The following is a 15,560-nucleotide window of genomic DNA, read 5'->3' as shown; positions in this document are numbered from 1 at the left end:
AACTGTTCCGGGTGCGCCGACGACCCTGAGCACACGTCGAGGAACCCGGGCCCCCACCCGGCTCCAGCGCCCCATTTATCCCGTTGCGCTCAGATCCACGAATCTAGCGCAGGCTTGGGCCCTGCGTTCGCGATGCGTCATTTATGGACAGAAGTCATGCGCATGTCTATGGCCGGAAATCTCCCCCACCGATGCCTCGACGGTCGCACTTCGATCACCCCGATCACGAAAGTGACACCTCGCTGCACATCGCGGATCGAGCTGATCGGCCACTATGCCCACATCTGCGACAAACCCGGGCAAAGAGCGCACGCCGAAGACGAGGCGGAGAGCCGCCTCAGGCATGGCCGGAAAGTTCACCAGGGACTTCACCGGTATGCCTGCCTCCCCACCCGCCCCATTGACGTGACCACAGCAGCCACATACCTTCCCCCGTCGAAGCGCTTCGACGTCACCCATCGAATCGATTCGATGGACGCACCGTGACGCCCCCAGCACCATCCGACTCCCCTGGAGGCACAGGATGTTGACGGCACGAAGGCGTGCGAGGGCACGACGGAGAGCGGCGAGCGCGGCGGCGGTCCTCGCCGGATCGCTGCTCCTGGCCTCCTGCGGCGGCTCGGACGGGGGCGGCAGCTCCGACGCCAAGACCTTGCGGCTGTGGCACTACGAGGCATCGAACAGCGCGATGGGCGCGGCCTGGACGGCGGCGATCAAGGACTTCGAGGCCCAGCACCCGGGCGTGAAGGTGGAGTTCGAGGAGAAGAGCTTCGACCAGATCCAGAAGACCGCCCCGATGGTCCTCAACTCCTCCGACGCGCCCGACCTCATGGAGTACAACAAGGGCAACGCGACGGCGGGCCTGCTATCCAGACAGGGGCTCCTCACCGATCTGTCCGCCGAGGCGACCAGACGCGGCTGGGACAAGCTGCTCAGCCCGGGGGTACGCACCACCAGCCGGTACGACACGAACGGTGTGATGGGGTCGGGCAAGTGGTACGGGGTGCCCAACTACGCCGAGTACACGATGGTGTACTTCAACAAGGACCTGTTCGCGAAGTACCGGCTGGCCGAGCCGAAGACGTTCGACGACCTGGTCGCGGCGATGAACACCTTCGCCGCACACGAGATCACCCCGCTCGCCAACTCCGGCGCCGAGTACCTCGCGCAGCAGTACGTCTACCAGCTGGCCCTGTCGAAGGCGGACCGCTCCTGGGTCGACTCGTACGAGCTGTACCAGGGGAAGACCGACTTCCACGACGCGGCCTGGACGTACGCCGCCGAGACCTTCGCCGACTGGGTGGAGAAGGGGTACATCGGCAAGAGTTCGACCAGCGCCAAGGTCGAGGACGCCGGTGTCTCCTTCCTCCGGGGCAAGGCGCCGATCCTGTTCTCCGGCAGCTGGTGGTACGGCCGCTTCCAGGACGAGGCGACGTTCGACTGGGGCACCACCCTGTGGCCCGGCTCGGACCTCGCCCCGGGCTCCGGCGGAAACCTGTGGGTGGTCCCGGAGAGCGCCCACCACAAGGAGCTCGCCTACGACTTCATCGACATCACCATGTCGAAGAAGATCCAGAACCTGCTCGGCAACAAGGGCGGCGTCCCGGTCGCGGCGGACCCCGCCGCCATCACCGACCCGAAGTCCAAGGAGCTCATCGCCCAGTTCAACACCCTGTCCGGCCGCGACGGCCTGGCCTTCTACCCGGACTGGCCGGTCCCCGGCTTCTACGACGTCCTCGTCTCCGAGACCCAGAAGCTGCTGACCGGCGGCGAGAAGCCCGACGGCTATCTGGACGCGTTGCAGGAGGCGTACGACAAGGGCGTACCGAAGACATGACGGTGACCGTCGAACGCGGCGGGCGGGTGGACGGCAAGATGCACCGGGCCGTCCGCCCGCGTCCCGCCCGCGATTCCTACGCCCTGTTCCTGCTCCCCGGCGTTCTCGCCTTCCTCGCCGTCGTCGTCGTCCCGTTCCTGATGAACACCTGGGTGGGCTTCACCGACTGGCAGGGCGTGGGCAGCCCCGAGTGGTCCGGACTCGCCAACTACCGCGAGCTGATGGACGACGCCCGGTTCTGGGAGAGCTTCCGGCACAGCCTCTTCATGGTCGTCGCGATGGCGGCGCTCCCCACGGCCGTCGGACTGGTCCTGGCCGCCGCCCTGTTCGACTACGTCGGCAAGCACTTCGGCAGCCGGACGGCGGCCGTGCTGCGCGCCTGCTTCTATCTCCCGCAGGTGCTGCCGATCGCGGTCGCCGGCATCGTGTGGAGCTGGATCCTCGCGCCCGACAACGGCTCGCTCGACGAGCTGCTCCGGGCCGTCGGTCTCGGCTCGTGGCGGCAGGACTGGCTCGGCGATCCCGACCTCGCGCTCTACAGCGTCATGGGCGTGATGGTGTGGGTGCAGCTGGGCTTCCCGCTGGTCGTCTTCATGGCAGGGCTGGAACGCGTCGACCCGCAGCTGTACGAGGCGGCCGAACTGGACGGCGCCGGCTGGTGGCGTCGCTTCCTGCACATCACGCTGCCGCAGATCCGCCCGGAGGTCTACGTCGTCCTGACCTGGTGCACGATCGCCGCGCTGAAGGTGTTCGGCGCGGTGTACGTCCTGACCAAGGGCGGCCCGGGCGGCGCGACGGACGTCCCCTCCTACTTCTCCTTCACCATGTTCTTCGAGAAGACGCAGGTCGGCTACGGCGCCGCGATCTCCACCGTGCTCACCGTGATCATTCTCGCCCTCTCCCTGGTCGGCCTGAGGCTGCAGACCCGGGCGGAGGACGCGGAGGAAGGAGTGCGGACATGAAGGCCGTGCGAGCCCTGCGCCGCTATCCGGTCCTCCTGGCCCTCTGCCTGGCCGCCCTGTTCATGATCGTCCCGTTTCTGATCGTCGCCGTGAACGCGGTCAAGTCCCCGGCGGAGTACTCGCGCAACGGGCCGTTGAGTCTCCCCGACGGCCTGTACCTGGACGGGCTGAAGGACTTCTGGGAGCGCGTCGACTACAGCCGAAAGCTGCTGAACTCGGTCCTGATCAGCGGCTCGGTGGCGGTCGGGGCGGTGGTCCTGTCGGTGCTGAACGCCTACGCGATCGGCATCGGGCGGATCAGGGGCCGCACCTGGATCCTGGCCTTCTTCGTGCTGGCCAACATGCTTCCGCAGGAGGCGCTGGTGTACCCGGTGTACTACCTGAGCAAGCAGGCCGGCCTGTACGACACCCGGCTCAGCGTGATCATCGTCTTCACGGTGATCCAGGCGGCCTTCGGCACCTATCTGCTCTCCTCCGTGCTGAGCCGGTTCCCGCGCGAGATCATCGAGGCGGCCCGGATCGACGGCGCCGGAAAGTGGCAGGTGCTGTGGCGGATCGTCGTCCCCGTCAGCCGCCCCACCCTCGGTGTACTGCTGGTCTTCTTCTTCGTCTGGACCTGGAACGAGTTCCTGCTCCCGCTGGTCATGCTGATCTCCAACGACAACCAGACCGTGTCGGTGGCCCTCGGCGTCCTCCAGGGGCAGCGCCTGATGGACGCCACGATGACCAACTCGGCCGCCCTCCTCGGTGTGCTCCCGGCCCTCGTCTTCTTCCTCGTCTTCCAGCGGACCCTCACCCGCGGCATCGCCGTGGGCGCCGTGAAGTAGTGAGGACCGAGCAGTAAGGACCCCCCACCCATGAAGTTCACCGACGGTTACTGGCTGCTGCGCGAGGGCGTCACGGCCGCCCACCCGGCCGAGGTCCTCGACGTGACCGAGTCGCACGGCGTCCTGGAGATCCACGCGCCGACCCGGCCGATCCGCAGCCGCGGCGACCTGATGACGGGACCGGTCATGACGATCACCGCCCACACCCCGATGCCCGACGTCGTCGGCCTCACCCTCACCCACTTCACCGGCGAGCGGCCCCGCGAGCCCGCCTTCGAGCTCACCGAGGCGGAGCCCGCCCCCCAGCTCTCCTACGACGACGCCTACGCGACCCTGACCTCCGGCGCGCTCTCCGTGAAGGTCGCCCGCTCGGGCCCCTGGCACGTGGAGTTCCTCGCCCACGGCCGCACCCTCACCTCCAGCGGCCCCCAGGGCATGGGCATCATGCGGGACGCGGCCACCGGCGGTCACTACCTGCGCGAACAACTCGGCCTGGGCGTGGGGACGTCCGTCTACGGCCTCGGCGAACGCTTCGGGCCGCTGGTCAAGAACGGCCAGGTCGTCGACATCTGGAACGCCGACGGCGGCACGGCGACCGAACAGGCCTACAAGAACGTGCCGTTCTACCTCACGGACGCGGGCTACGGCGTGTTCGTCGACCACCCGGGCAAGGTGTCCTTCGAGGTCGGTTCGGAGGCGGTGTCGAGGGTCCAGTTCAGCGCCGAGACACAGGAGTTGACGTACTACGTCATCCACGGCCCCACCCCGAAGGACATCCTCCGCAAGTACACCGCCCTCACCGGCCGCCCCGCCCTCCCGCCCGCCTGGTCGTTCGGCCTGTGGCTCTCCACGTCGTTCACCACGTCCTACGACGAGGAGACGGTGACCTCGTTCATCGAGGGCATGCGCGAGCGCGAACTCCCGCTCTCCGTCTTCCACTTCGACTGCTTCTGGATGCGCGAGTTCCACTGGTGCGACTTCCGCTGGGACCCACGGGTGTTCCCCGACCCGGAAGGCATGCTGACCCGGCTCAAGGCGAAGGGCCTGCACGTCAGCGTGTGGATCAACCCGTACATCGCCCAGCGGTCGCCGCTCTTCGCGGAGGGCAGGGCCCTCGGTCATCTGCTGAAGCGGCCGGACGGGAGCGTCTGGCAGTGGGACCTGTGGCAGCCCGGCATGGCCCTCGTCGACTTCACCAGCCCCGCCGCCCGCGACTGGTACGCGGCCAAGCTGGAGGCGCTGCTCGCGCAGGGCGTCGACTGCTTCAAGACCGACTTCGGCGAACGCGTCCCGGTCGACGTGACCTGGTCCGACGGCTCGGACCCGGAGCGGATGCACAACTACTACACGTACCTCTACAACCGCACCGTCTTCGACGTGCTGCGCAAACACCGGGGCGAGGGGGAGGCGGTCGTCTTCGCGCGGTCGGCGACGACCGGCGGCCAGCAGTTCCCGGTGCACTGGGGCGGCGACTGCGAGGCGACGTACGAGTCGATGGCGGAGTCGCTGCGCGGCGGCCTGTCCCTGGGCCTGTCCGGGTTCGGCTTCTGGAGCCACGACATCGGCGGCTTCGAGGGCACCCCGTCGCCGGCGCTGTTCAAGCGCTGGCTGGCGTTCGGCCTGCTGTCCTCGCACAGCAGACTGCACGGCAGTTCCTCGTACCGGGTGCCCTGGCTGTTCGACGAGGAGTCGGTGGACGTGGCCCGCCACTTCACCCGGCTGAAGCTGCGGCTCATGCCCTACCTGTACGAGGCCGCCCGCGTCGCCCACGAGGAGGGCACCCCCGTGATGCGGGCGATGGTGCTGGAGTTCCCGGCCGATCCCGGCTGCGCCCACCTGGAACGGCAGTACATGCTCGGCCCGGACCTGCTGGTCGCGCCGGTGTTCGACGACGCGGGCGACGTGACGTACTACGTCCCCGAGGGCGTCTGGACCCACTACCTCACCGGACGGACGGTGACCGGCCCGCGCTGGGTGCGCGAACGCCACGGGTTCCTCGGCCTGCCGCTGCTGGTGCGACCGGGCGCGGTGCTCCCGGTGGGCGCCCACGCCGACCGGCCGGACTACCCGCACGCCGACGGGGTCACCCTGCGCACCTACGGCCTGGAACGCGGCGCCCAGGTGACGGTCCGGGTCGGGGACGTCACCTTCACGGTCGTCCGGGAGGGGGACACCCTGCGGGCATCCGCGAGCGACCCCTCGGCGCCCTGGGCGCTGGCGGCCGGCGACCGGGTCGCGCGGGCGGAGACCGGCAGCGGGTTCCTGACCCTGGAGACGCCGGACGACGGGGAGCCGGTCCGATGGTGAAGATCACCGATGTGGCGCGGCACGCCGGGGTCTCCCCCAGCACGGTGTCGTACGCGCTGAGCGGCAAGCGCCCGATCTCCGAGGAGACCCGGCGGCGCGTCGAGGAGGCCGCCCGCACGCTGGGCTACCGCCCGCACGCCGGCGCCCGCGCGCTGGCCAGCAGCCGCTCGAACGTACTGGCGCTGGTGGTGCCGCTGCGGGCCGGTATCCATGTCCCGGTCGTCATGCAGTTCGCGGTGTCGGTGGTGACGGCGGCCCGCGACCACGACCACGACGTGCTGCTGCTGACCCAGGAGGAGGGCGGCGAGGAGGGACTGCGCCGGGTCGCGGACACCGCCCTGGTCGACGCGCTGATGCTGATGGACGTCCAACTCCACGACCCCCGGATGCCGTTGCTGCGCTCTCTGGACCGGCCGTCCGTGATGATCGGTTTCCCGCTCGAGGCCGACGGGCTGACCTGCATCGACCTCGACTTCCGGGCGGCCGGCGAGCGGTGCGTGGAGCATCTGGCACAGCTCGGGCACCGGGTGGTCGCTCTGGTCGGGTCACCACCGGAGGTGTACGTGCGCGGCACGGCCTTCGCCCAGCGTGTCGTCCAGGGGTTCACCGCGGCCGCCGACCGGGCGGGGCTCGCCTCCGCCGTCCACCCCTGCGAGGCGACCCCCGCCGCGGCCCGCCGGGTGGCGGAGCGGCTCCTGCGCGAACAACCCGCGCTGACGGGAGTGGTGGTGCACAACGAGGCGGTGCTGGAGCCTCTCGTCGCCGCGTTCGAGCAGCTGGGGTTGCGGGTCCCGGGCGATCTGTCGGTCACGGCGATCTGTCCGGACGAGCTCGCCGCGGGGCTGCGGGTGCCCGTCACCTCCGTCGCGCTGCCGTCGGCGGAGATCGGCGAGCGGGCGGTGGAACTGCTGATGCGCAAGCTCGACGGCGAGACCGTGCCCGCGGCGACCCTGCTGCCGCCGGCGCTGACCCGGCGGGAGAGCACGGCCCCCCGCACGGTCAGTCCACGCTGACCGGGTTGCCGAGGCGGGTCCCCAGCAGCGCGCAGGACACCCCCTGGACGCCTTCGTAGCTCACCGTCCGGCCGGGGGCGAGTTCGCGGGCGAGGCGTTCGGCGAGCGTCTCGCCCTCCTCGTGCAGACGCAGGAACGCGGCGTCCCAGCGGAAGTCGTCGCGGTCGGCCAGCCAGGTGTTCATGGCCGCGTCGATGCCGGTCGCCCATGCGGCCAGGTCAGCGACCAGGGCGGCGGACAGACCGAGGGCGGCCCGGGGGTCGTCCGGGGCGAAATCGTCGTGGAGACCCCTGCGGAGGGGGCGCGCACGGTATTCGCCCAGGAGCGTGATGTGCGGCGGGTCTTCCACCGGGCCCTCCCTCTTCGCTGCCTCGTACGTCCTGCACGACAAGAACCCCGCCGCTGGGGAGCGACGGGGTTCCTGTTCACATGGGATGAGTGGAGATGGCGGGAATCGAACCCGCGTCCAACGGTGCAGAATCAGGGCTTCTCCGTGTGCAGTTCGCTGTGATTTTCTCGGCCCCGGCGATCCCGCGAACAAGTCGCCGACGGGCCCAGTCACTGTTTGATTTCCCTCTTCACCCCGTGACCGGGATCAAGGTTTAGTTCCCTAGATTATGCCAGGATCCGGGCCGGGAACACTCCCGGGCTGACACCCTTTAGGGTCCTACCTCACTGCTTATCAGGCAGCGAGAGCGTAGGACTGGGAATCGCTCTTGGTATTGGCGATTATTTTTTGCGACATATGGTTTACGAGATCATTGCCGCTTCCTCGACACGCTTCCCCTGCTTCAACAGTCGCTGTCGAAACCGATCATCCCCATGTTGATTTTTCAAACCGCGTGCCCGCTGTGGAGCACGAGTGCCATCGTACGTGACCAACGCACGTCGATGCCACTGTATTCCCCGCGGCCGCGTGCGCGACGGCTACGCGTGCCGCTGCCTGCGCTTCGCCGCGGCGATCACCCGGTCCGTCTCCCGGCGGTCCTGCTGCTCGCGCAGCGTCTGCCGCTTGTCGTACTCCTTCTTGCCGCGCGCCAGCGCGATCTCGGCCTTCGCCCGGCCGTCCTTGAAGTAGATGGCGAGGGGCACGATCGTGTGACCCGTCTCCTCGGACTTCACCGACAGCTTGTCGATCTCCTCACGGTGCAGCAGCAGCTTGCGCTTGCGGCGCGCCGAGTGGTTGGTCCAGCTGCCCTGGAAGTACTCGGGGATGTGGGCGGCGTGCAGCCACGCCTCGTTCCCCTCGATCTGGACGAAGCCGTCGGTCAGCGAGGCGCGGCCCTCGCGCAGCGACTTCACCTCGGTGCCGGTGAGCACGAGGCCGGCCTCGTAGACGTCGATGATCGCGTAGTCGTGCCGGGCCTTCTTGTTCTGCGCGACGATCTTGCGCTTGCCGTCCTTGACCTTGCCGGACGGGGCCGCCCCGCCCTGCTTCGGCTGGGACTCCTTCGGTACGTACATTCCCTTGCTCATAGTGCAGCCAGTTTCGCACCCGCGGGCCCGCGGAGGGAAAGCCGATTACGGATCCGGTCGCCGCACCCGGTCGCCGGATCGCTCAGGACACGTCCCCGAGGCCGCTCAGGACGGTCTCGGCCCGCTCCAGCGCCCCGTCGTCCGCCTCCAGGTCGGGGGTGATGCCCCGGCCGTCGACGCCGTGCCCGGAGGGGGTGCGGTAGTGCCCGACGGTCAGCTCGGCGACGGAGCCGTCGGGCAGCCGGCTCGGCATCTGGACCGAGCCCTTGCCGAAGGTGCGCGACCCCACGACGACCGCGCGGCCACGGTCCTGGAGGGCGCCGGTGAGCAGTTCGGCGGCGCTCATGGTGCCGCCGTCGACGAGTGCGACCAGGGGGCTGGTGGTGTCGCCGCCGCCCTCGGCGTGCAGGGCGCGCTGGTCGCCGTCGACGTCGTAGGTGGCGACCAGGCCGCCGTCGAGGAAGGCGGAGGCGGTGGAGACGGCCTCGGTGACCAGGCCGCCGGAGTTGCCGCGCAGATCGAGGACGATCCCGGCGCCGGCCGGAGCCCGGCGGACGGCGCTGCGCACGCTCTCGCCGACCCCCTTGGTGAACGCGGCGACGGTGATGACGGTGGTCTCGTCGGAGAGCCGGTGGACGGTGACGGAGTCCGTGGAGAGAAGCGCCCGGCGCAGGGTCTCGGTCCACGCGCGTGTGCCGCGCTCCAGGCCGAGACGGACGGTGCTGCCGGCGGTCGCGCTGGTGGCGTCACCGCGCAGTAAGGAGACGACGTCGGTGACCGGGAGACCTTCGACGGACCGTCCGTCGACGCTGCGCAGCCGGTCGCCCGCGTGGATCCCGGCGGCGGCCGCGGGCGACCCCGACTGCACCTTGGTCACCTCGATCCGGCCGTCCCGGTCGCCCCGCGCCTCCAGGCCGACGCCGGTGTACCGGCCGTCGAGGGACGCCTCGAACTCCTCGTACTCGCCCTCGGAGTAGACGGCCGCCCAGCGGTCCCCGCTGCGGCTGACAGCGCGCTCGGCGGCCTCCATCGGGGACTTGCCGTCCGCGGCCGCCTCCTCGGCGGCCCGCGTCACGTCCTCGGAGTGGCCGGCGGAGGCCGGGGAGGGGGCGGCGCCCGAGGCACTCCGCCCGCCCTCTCCGGGGTCACCCGGCAGGGATCCGGTGGCGGCGCCGGCGACGAGCACGCTCGCGAACACCAATGTCAGGGCGGCCCCGCGGCCGAAACGGCGGGGCTGACAGAACAGGTCACGGCCTGACATGGCGGTGAGTCTAGGGGAACGCGAAGGGCCGCACGGTCGCTTGACCGTACGACCCTCGGGGCGTGCGTCACACCTTCAGGTACTTGCGCAACGCGAAGAACGCGGCCAGCGCGGGCATCAGCAGACTCGTGGCGAGGATGAGCGGAAGCTTCGTCAACACCGCGTCCCAGCCGATGAAGTTGATCAGGTTCAGCTTCTCGGACAGGGCCAGGCCGTTGTCGATGATGAAGTACCGGGCGATCACCAGGAATCCGCAGGCGACCGTGCCGCCGATCAGTCCGGCGACCGCGGCCTCGGCGATGAACGGCGCCTGGATGTAGAAGCCGGAGGCGCCCACCAGCCGCATGATCCCCGTCTCACGCCGTCGGCTGAAGGCCGAGACGCGCACGGTGTTGACGATCAGCATCAGCGCCACGACGAGCATCAGCGCCATGACCGCCCGCGCCGCCCAGTTCATGCCGTTGAGCAGCCCGAAGAGGTTGTCCAGGATGCCCTTCTGGTCCTGCACGGACTGCACGCCGTCCCGCCCGTCGAAGGCGGTCGCGATGACCTGGTACTTCTCCGGGTCCTTCAGCTTGATGCGGTACGACTCCTGCATCTGGTCCGGCGTGAGGGAGCTGGCCAGCGGGGAGTCGCCGAACTGCTCCTTGTAGTGCTTGTACGCGTCGTCCTGCGACTCGTACGTCACCTTCTCGACGACCCCCATCTTGTCGAGGTCGGACTTGATCTGCTTCTTCTGGTCCGTGGTGACCGCGCCCTTGGCGCAGTTCGGGTCGGACTCGGCGTCGCTCTTGTTGCAGAGGAACACCGAGACGTTGACCTTGTCGTACCAGTAGCCCTTCATCGTGCTGACCTGGTCGCTCATCAGGAGCGACCCGCCGAAGAGCGCCAGGGACAGGGCGACGGAGACGACGACGGCGAAGGTCATCGTCAGGTTGCGGCGGAGACCGACACCGATCTCCGACAGTACGAACTGGGCGCGCATGGCGAGTTGTTCAGGCCTTTCCGGGGACGTCCGCGAGAACGGGGGCGATGGCGGGAACGGTCAGTGCTGGTAGCCGTAGACGCCGCGCGCCTGGTCACGGACGAGACGGCCCTGCTCCAGCTCGATGACGCGCTTGCGCATCTGGTCCACGATGTTCTGGTCGTGCGTGGCCATCAGCACGGTCGTGCCCGTCCGGTTGATCCGGTCGAGCAGCTTCATGATGCCGACGGAGGTCTGCGGGTCGAGGTTGCCGGTGGGCTCGTCCGCGATCAGCAGTTTGGGCCGGTTCACGAAGGCCCGCGCGATGGCGACGCGCTGCTGCTCACCGCCGGACAGCTCACCGGGCATCCGGTCCTCCTTGCCGCCGAGCCCGACGAGGTCGAGCACCTGCGGCACGGACTTGCGGATCTCGCCCTTCGACTTGCCGATGACCTCCTGTGCGAAGGCGACGTTCTCCGCCACCGTCTTGTTGGGCAGCAGCCGGAAGTCCTGGAAGACCGTCCCCAGCTGGCGGCGCATCTGCGGCACCTTCCAGTTGGAGAGGCGCGCGAGGTCCTTGCCCAGGACGTGCACCTGACCGTGGCTGGTGCGCTCCTCGCGAAGGACCAGCCGCAGGAAGGTGGACTTGCCGGAACCGGAGGATCCCACGAGGAACACGAACTCGCCCTTCTCCACCTCGAGGGAGACATCCCTGAGTGCGGGGCGGGTCTGCTTGGGGTAGACCTTGGAGACGTTGTCGAATCGGATCACGGATGCACCACGGGTCGCCGGGGGTAGATGAGCGTGACCATACGCGAACCGGGGACGGCGGCGCAGGCGTCGGGAGGGGTTGATTGGGGCTTGTGCGTTTTTGTACGGGACTTTGTACGCCCCCCGCTCTCCGGGTGGGCCGCGCGGCCCACGGAGGAACCTGGCACAGTGGAGGGGGAACGTTCCCGTTCCCCGGAGCGTTGTGTACGTGGAACCGGTGCTAGGAGGGCGAGCGCATGACGTACGACCGGCTGGTGTGCGCTAACTGCGCCGCGCCCGTGAGCGAGGGCCGGTGCCCGGTGTGCCGCGCGAACCGCGAGCGGATGCAGCAACAGGACAACTTCTTCGCGGGTCTGAACCCGATGGCGCTGATCGCGCTGCTCGCGGTGCTGGTGGCGGCGCTGGCGCTGCTGGCCCACCAGACCGCGTAACCCCCACACACGCACGGGAAGGGGCCCGGAGCTGATCGCTCCGGGCCCCTTCGCGCGTACGTCACGTACGGAGGCGACTACCCGACGTCAGGCAGCGGCTCCGCCGCGGCCGGCCACGAGGCGCGGGAGCACCCGGAAGCCGACGCCGCCGGCGATCATCGTGGCCGCGCCGATGACCAGGAACGTGGTCTGGCCGGCACCCGTCTCGGCGAGCTCCTTGCCGCCACCCTGCGCGGTGGTGTCGGCGGCGGAGTCCGAGGTGTCGGTCAGCGCGGAGCTGCCCTCCTCCTGGGTGGAGGTGCCGTCGGTGTCGGTGCCGCCGGTGGCCGAGCCGCCGGTGGAGGAGCTCGAACCGCCGGTGCTGCCGGAGCCACCGGTGGAGTCGTCGCCGCCGGACGTGCTGGAACCGCCGGTGGTCGAGCCGCCGCCGGACGTGCTGGAGCCACCCGTGGTGGAACCGCCGGTGGTCGAGCTGCCACCGGTCGTGCTGGAGCCACCCGTGGTGGTGCTGCCACCGGTCGTGGTGGAGCCGCCCGAGGTGGAGTCGCCGCCGGTGCTGGACGTTCCTCCGATGGTGACCGTGCCGCCGATGGAGACCGCCCCACCGGTGGTGGTGTCGCCGGTGGTGCCGGTCGTGCCGGTGGTGCCGGTCTCACCGGTCGTGCCGGTGGTGCCCGTCTCGCCGGTCGTACCGGTGGTGCCCGTCTCGCCGGTCGTACCGGTGGTGCCCGTCTCGCCGGTCGTACCGCCCGGGTCACAGTCGGGCGTGGTCACGATGTCGCACGGGTCGCCATCCATGGGCACGATGGTGCTCGTGTCGACCAGAGCGTCGTCGTCGGCCGAGGCGACGCCCGCGACCGTCAGCGAGGCGCCCGCGGCGATCACGGCGCCGGCGGCTATGCGCGCGAACCGGATCCGCGTCTTCTTGGTCATATAGCTGCTACCCCCAGTAGCTGAATCGTCGATGAGGCCGCGCCCGGGGCCGTGATCGACGGAGGTAGCTGAGATGCCGCTGAAGCCCCCGGTTCACATGCGCCCCGGAGATACGCATGCCACACTGCACCCTCCCCACTTTTCAAAGCATCGTCAAGGTCGTTGCGTACGCAATGTCCAAGTCGGGGCGCTTTGCGAGGCGTTGGTGCTGTGAATGTGACATAAAAAGGCAACCGCCCCTGATTCAGGGGCGGTTGCCTTGTCGACAAAGTTACTTCTCTTGCTGCTTGCGCCAGCGAATTCCGGCTTCCAGGAACCCCTCGATCTCACCGTTGAACACGGCTTCGGGGTTGCCGACCTCGTAGTCGGTGCGCAGGTCCTTGACCATCTGGTACGGATGCAGGACGTACGAACGCATCTGGTTGCCCCAGGAGTTGCCGCCGTCGCCCTTGAGGGCGTCCATCGCGGCCTGCTCCTCCTGGCGGCGCCGCTCGAGCAGCTTGGCCTGGAGCACGTTCATCGCGCTCGCCTTGTTCTGGATCTGCGAGCGCTCGTTCTGGCAGGAGACGACGATGCCGGTCGGGAGGTGGGTGAGTCGCACCGCGGAGTCGGTGGTGTTCACGCCCTGGCCGCCGGGACCGGAGGACCGGTACACGTCCACCCGCAGCTCGGACTCGTCGATCTCGATGTGGTCGGTCTGCTCGACCACGGGAAGGATCTCGACGCCCGCGAAGGAGGTCTGTCGGCGTCCCTGGTTGTCGAAGGGGGAGATCCGCACCAGCCGGTGCGTGCCCTGCTCCACGGAGAGAGTGCCGTAGGCGTACGGGACCTGGACGGCGAAGGTGGTCGACTTGATGCCGGCCTCTTCGGCGTACGAGGTCTCGTAGATCTCGGTCTTGTAGCCCTTCTGCTCCGCCCACCGCAGGTACATCCGCTGAAGCTTCTCGGCGAAGTCGGCGGCGTCGACGCCACCGGCCTCGGCGCGGATGTTCACGAGGGCCTCGCGGGAGTCGTACTCACCGCTGAGCAGCGTACGGACCTCCATCTCGTCCAGCGCCTTCTTGACGGCGGTGAGTTCGGACTCGGCCTCCGCGAGGGTGTCCGAGTCGTCCTCCTCCTGGGCCATCTCGAACAGCACGGCGAGATCGTCGATCCGGCCGCGCAGCGTGTCCGCCTTCCTGACCTCGGCCTGGAGGTGGGACAGCTTGCTGGTGATCTTCTGCGCCTCGTCCGGGTTGTCCCACAGGGACGGCGCGGCCGCCTGCTCCTCGAGCACGGCGATGTCTGCCCTCAGCTTGTCGAGGTCCAGAACGGCCTCGATCGACTCCATGGTCGAGGAGAGGGACTTGAGCTCTTCGGATACATCGACGACTGCCACGCCTCCCAGCCTAACGGACCCGGCATCCGAGCCCGCCCGGCCTCGGCCGCCCCCAGGTCACGGGGAGGCCGGCGCCGAGTTCTTCGTGTCCTGCGGGGTCGCCCCCGCGTCGTCGCCGGAGGTGGCCGCCCAGGTTCCGATGCCCGCCGCGGCGATCAGCGCCACCGCCGCCACGCCCACCGTGATCCGGCGCCGCCGGGTGGCGGAACGGTTCCGTGCCGAGCCGGGGCGCGGTGCTCCGGCCGCCCTCGGCACCCGTGCCGTGCCGTGCGCCCCGCCCGCCAGCTCGTCCGGCGCGGGCACCCGCATCGACGTGTGGGTGTCCCGGTTCGAGTCCGGCTTAGCCCCGGGCACCAGCGGGACCGACCCGCGCCGCACCCGCCCGGAGGGGGTCGCGGGAGCGGAGGCGGAGGGCGCGGCCTCGGCCGGCTCGCCCTCCCCGTCCTCCTGCTCCGGGTCCGGCTCGTCGACGTCCAGCGGCGGCATCCCGGTCAGCGACGGGAGCTGCTCGCGCAGCCGGGCCGCCAGCTCGGACGCCCGCAGCCGGGACGCCGGCGCCTTCGCCAGGCACTGCACGATGAGCTGCCAGAGCTCGTCCGTGATGCCGGGCAGGGGGGCGACGGACTCGGTGACATGGCGGCGCAGCACCGCGCCCGGGTGGCCGCCGCCGAACGGCGTGAAGCCCGCGAGGAGCTCGTACAGCACGGTCGCCAGGGCGTAGATGTCCACCGAGGCGCGCGGCGGCAGGCCCTCCACGATCTCCGGCGCCAGATAGTCCGGCGTGCCGATGATCTTCGTGGCGCGGGTCCGTTTGGGGGTGTCGATCAGTTTCGCGACGCCGAAGTCCGTCAGCAGCGCGCGGTGCGAGCCGCCGGGGCCGAGCGGGCCCTGCATGTCGAGCAGGATGTTCTCCGGCTTCACGTCGCGGTGCACGATCCCGGCCGCGTGCGCGGCGGCGAGTCCCTCGGCGATGTCCGCGACGATCGCCACGGCGGCCTCGGGCGCGAGCCGCCGGTCGCGTTCCAGGCGGGTGCGCAGGTCGGTGCCGCGGACGAGGTCCATGACCAGGGCCAGGTCGTTGCCGTCCACGACCAGGTCCCGTACCGACACCACGTGCGGGTGCTCCAGGCCGAGCAGCGCCGTGCGCTCCTGCACGAAGCGGCCCACGAGCTCCTCGTCGGAGGCGAGGTCCTCGCGCAGCAGCTTGACGGCGACGGGCCCGTCCGGTCCCTCGCCCAGCCACACCGTGCCGGCGCTGCCCCGTCCCAGGATCTGGTGGGCGGTGTACCGGCTGCCGATCTTCCGTGCCAAGGCTGCTCCTACAGACGCGTGTTGCCCATCAAAGTACGCGTCCGAGGAGCCAACCTTCACCGCGGAGACGGAAATCACCCGCCGGATGT

14 protein-coding genes and 1 other RNA gene are annotated in these 15,560 nt (G+C 69.6%); 6 read left to right on the top strand and 9 right to left on the bottom strand.

The window, feature by feature from the left end; genetic code table 11:
• Positions 1–523: 523 nt before the first annotated feature.
• Genes OG440_RS22755 through OG440_RS22735 form a run of 5 tightly spaced genes read left to right on the top strand, consistent with a single transcriptional unit; the run spans position 524 to position 6,946 of the window.
• Positions 524–1,837, top strand: coding sequence for an ABC transporter substrate-binding protein (locus OG440_RS22755; protein WP_406008634.1), 1,314 nt, complete (start codon positions 524–526; stop codon positions 1,835–1,837).
• Complete coding sequence (locus tag OG440_RS22750; RefSeq protein WP_406008633.1) at positions 1,834–2,799, top strand: carbohydrate ABC transporter permease; 966 nt, start codon at positions 1,834–1,836, stop codon at positions 2,797–2,799. Before OG440_RS22755 ends, OG440_RS22750 begins: the two co-directional genes overlap by 4 nt.
• Positions 2,796–3,626 (top strand): carbohydrate ABC transporter permease, encoded by an 831-nt coding sequence (locus tag OG440_RS22745; RefSeq protein WP_406008632.1) that lies wholly within the window; start codon positions 2,796–2,798, stop codon positions 3,624–3,626. The genes OG440_RS22750 and OG440_RS22745 overlap by 4 nt, the downstream gene beginning before the upstream one ends.
• Positions 3,627–3,656: 30 nt before the next feature.
• Positions 3,657–5,933 (top strand): alpha-xylosidase, encoded by a 2,277-nt coding sequence (yicI, locus tag OG440_RS22740; RefSeq protein ID WP_406008631.1) that lies wholly within the window; start codon positions 3,657–3,659, stop codon positions 5,931–5,933.
• Positions 5,927–6,946 (top strand): LacI family DNA-binding transcriptional regulator, encoded by a 1,020-nt coding sequence (locus tag OG440_RS22735; protein ID WP_406008630.1) that lies wholly within the window; start codon positions 5,927–5,929, stop codon positions 6,944–6,946. The genes yicI and OG440_RS22735 overlap by 7 nt, the downstream gene beginning before the upstream one ends.
• Here the strand turns inward: OG440_RS22735 and OG440_RS22730 are convergent.
• From OG440_RS22730 to ftsE, 6 genes are all read right to left on the bottom strand, one after another.
• Positions 6,933–7,295: a hypothetical protein gene (locus OG440_RS22730; protein ID WP_406008629.1), complete on the bottom strand. Its 363-nt coding sequence runs from the start codon at positions 7,293–7,295 to the stop codon at positions 6,933–6,935. The two genes, OG440_RS22735 and OG440_RS22730, sit on opposite strands and share 14 nt — an antisense overlap.
• 87 nt (positions 7,296–7,382) lie before the next feature.
• Positions 7,383–7,768, bottom strand: a transfer-messenger RNA (tmRNA) gene (gene ssrA / locus OG440_RS22725).
• A gap of 105 nt (positions 7,769–7,873) precedes the next feature.
• Positions 7,874–8,410 carry an SsrA-binding protein SmpB gene (gene smpB / locus OG440_RS22720; protein ID WP_406011426.1) on the bottom strand — a complete coding sequence of 179 codons (537 nt, stop codon included), beginning with the start codon at positions 8,408–8,410 and terminating at the stop codon, positions 7,874–7,876.
• Positions 8,411–8,504: 94 nt separating this feature from the next.
• On the bottom strand, positions 8,505–9,683 hold the full coding sequence (locus tag OG440_RS22715; RefSeq protein WP_406008628.1) for a S41 family peptidase: 1,179 nt from the start codon (positions 9,681–9,683) through the stop codon (positions 8,505–8,507).
• Between the two features lie 67 nt (positions 9,684–9,750).
• The gene (gene ftsX / locus OG440_RS22710; RefSeq protein WP_406008627.1) at positions 9,751–10,668 is read right to left on the bottom strand and encodes a permease-like cell division protein FtsX; all 918 of its coding nucleotides are present in this window, start codon (positions 10,666–10,668) and stop codon (positions 9,751–9,753) included.
• 60 nt (positions 10,669–10,728) lie between these two features.
• Positions 10,729–11,418 (bottom strand): cell division ATP-binding protein FtsE, encoded by a 690-nt coding sequence (gene ftsE / locus OG440_RS22705; protein WP_020132390.1) that lies wholly within the window; start codon positions 11,416–11,418, stop codon positions 10,729–10,731.
• A 236-nt stretch (positions 11,419–11,654) separates the two neighbouring features.
• Between ftsE and OG440_RS22700 the strand changes: the two genes are divergently transcribed.
• A complete protein-coding gene (locus OG440_RS22700) occupies positions 11,655–11,849 on the top strand; it encodes a hypothetical protein (protein ID WP_062647958.1) in 195 nt (64 codons plus the stop codon).
• A gap of 87 nt (positions 11,850–11,936) precedes the next feature.
• Here the strand turns inward: OG440_RS22700 and OG440_RS22695 are convergent, their stop codons facing one another.
• From OG440_RS22695 to OG440_RS22685, 3 genes are all read right to left on the bottom strand, one after another.
• A complete protein-coding gene (locus OG440_RS22695) occupies positions 11,937–12,782 on the bottom strand; it encodes a hypothetical protein (RefSeq protein WP_406008626.1) in 846 nt (281 codons plus the stop codon).
• 271 nt (positions 12,783–13,053) lie between these two features.
• Positions 13,054–14,160: a peptide chain release factor 2 gene (gene prfB / locus OG440_RS22690; RefSeq protein ID WP_406008625.1), complete on the bottom strand. Its 1,107-nt coding sequence runs from the start codon at positions 14,158–14,160 to the stop codon at positions 13,054–13,056.
• Between the two features lie 57 nt (positions 14,161–14,217).
• Positions 14,218–15,471, bottom strand: a complete 1,254-nt coding sequence (locus OG440_RS22685; RefSeq protein ID WP_406008624.1) for a serine/threonine-protein kinase — start codon at positions 15,469–15,471, stop codon at positions 14,218–14,220.
• Positions 15,472–15,560 lie beyond the last annotated feature (89 nt).

Source organism: Streptomyces sp. NBC_00637 (assembly GCF_045161545.1).
In the GTDB taxonomy this organism is placed as follows: Bacteria; Actinomycetota; Actinomycetes; order Streptomycetales; family Streptomycetaceae; genus Streptomyces.
This window is presented reverse-complemented; position numbering and strand designations above follow the sequence as displayed.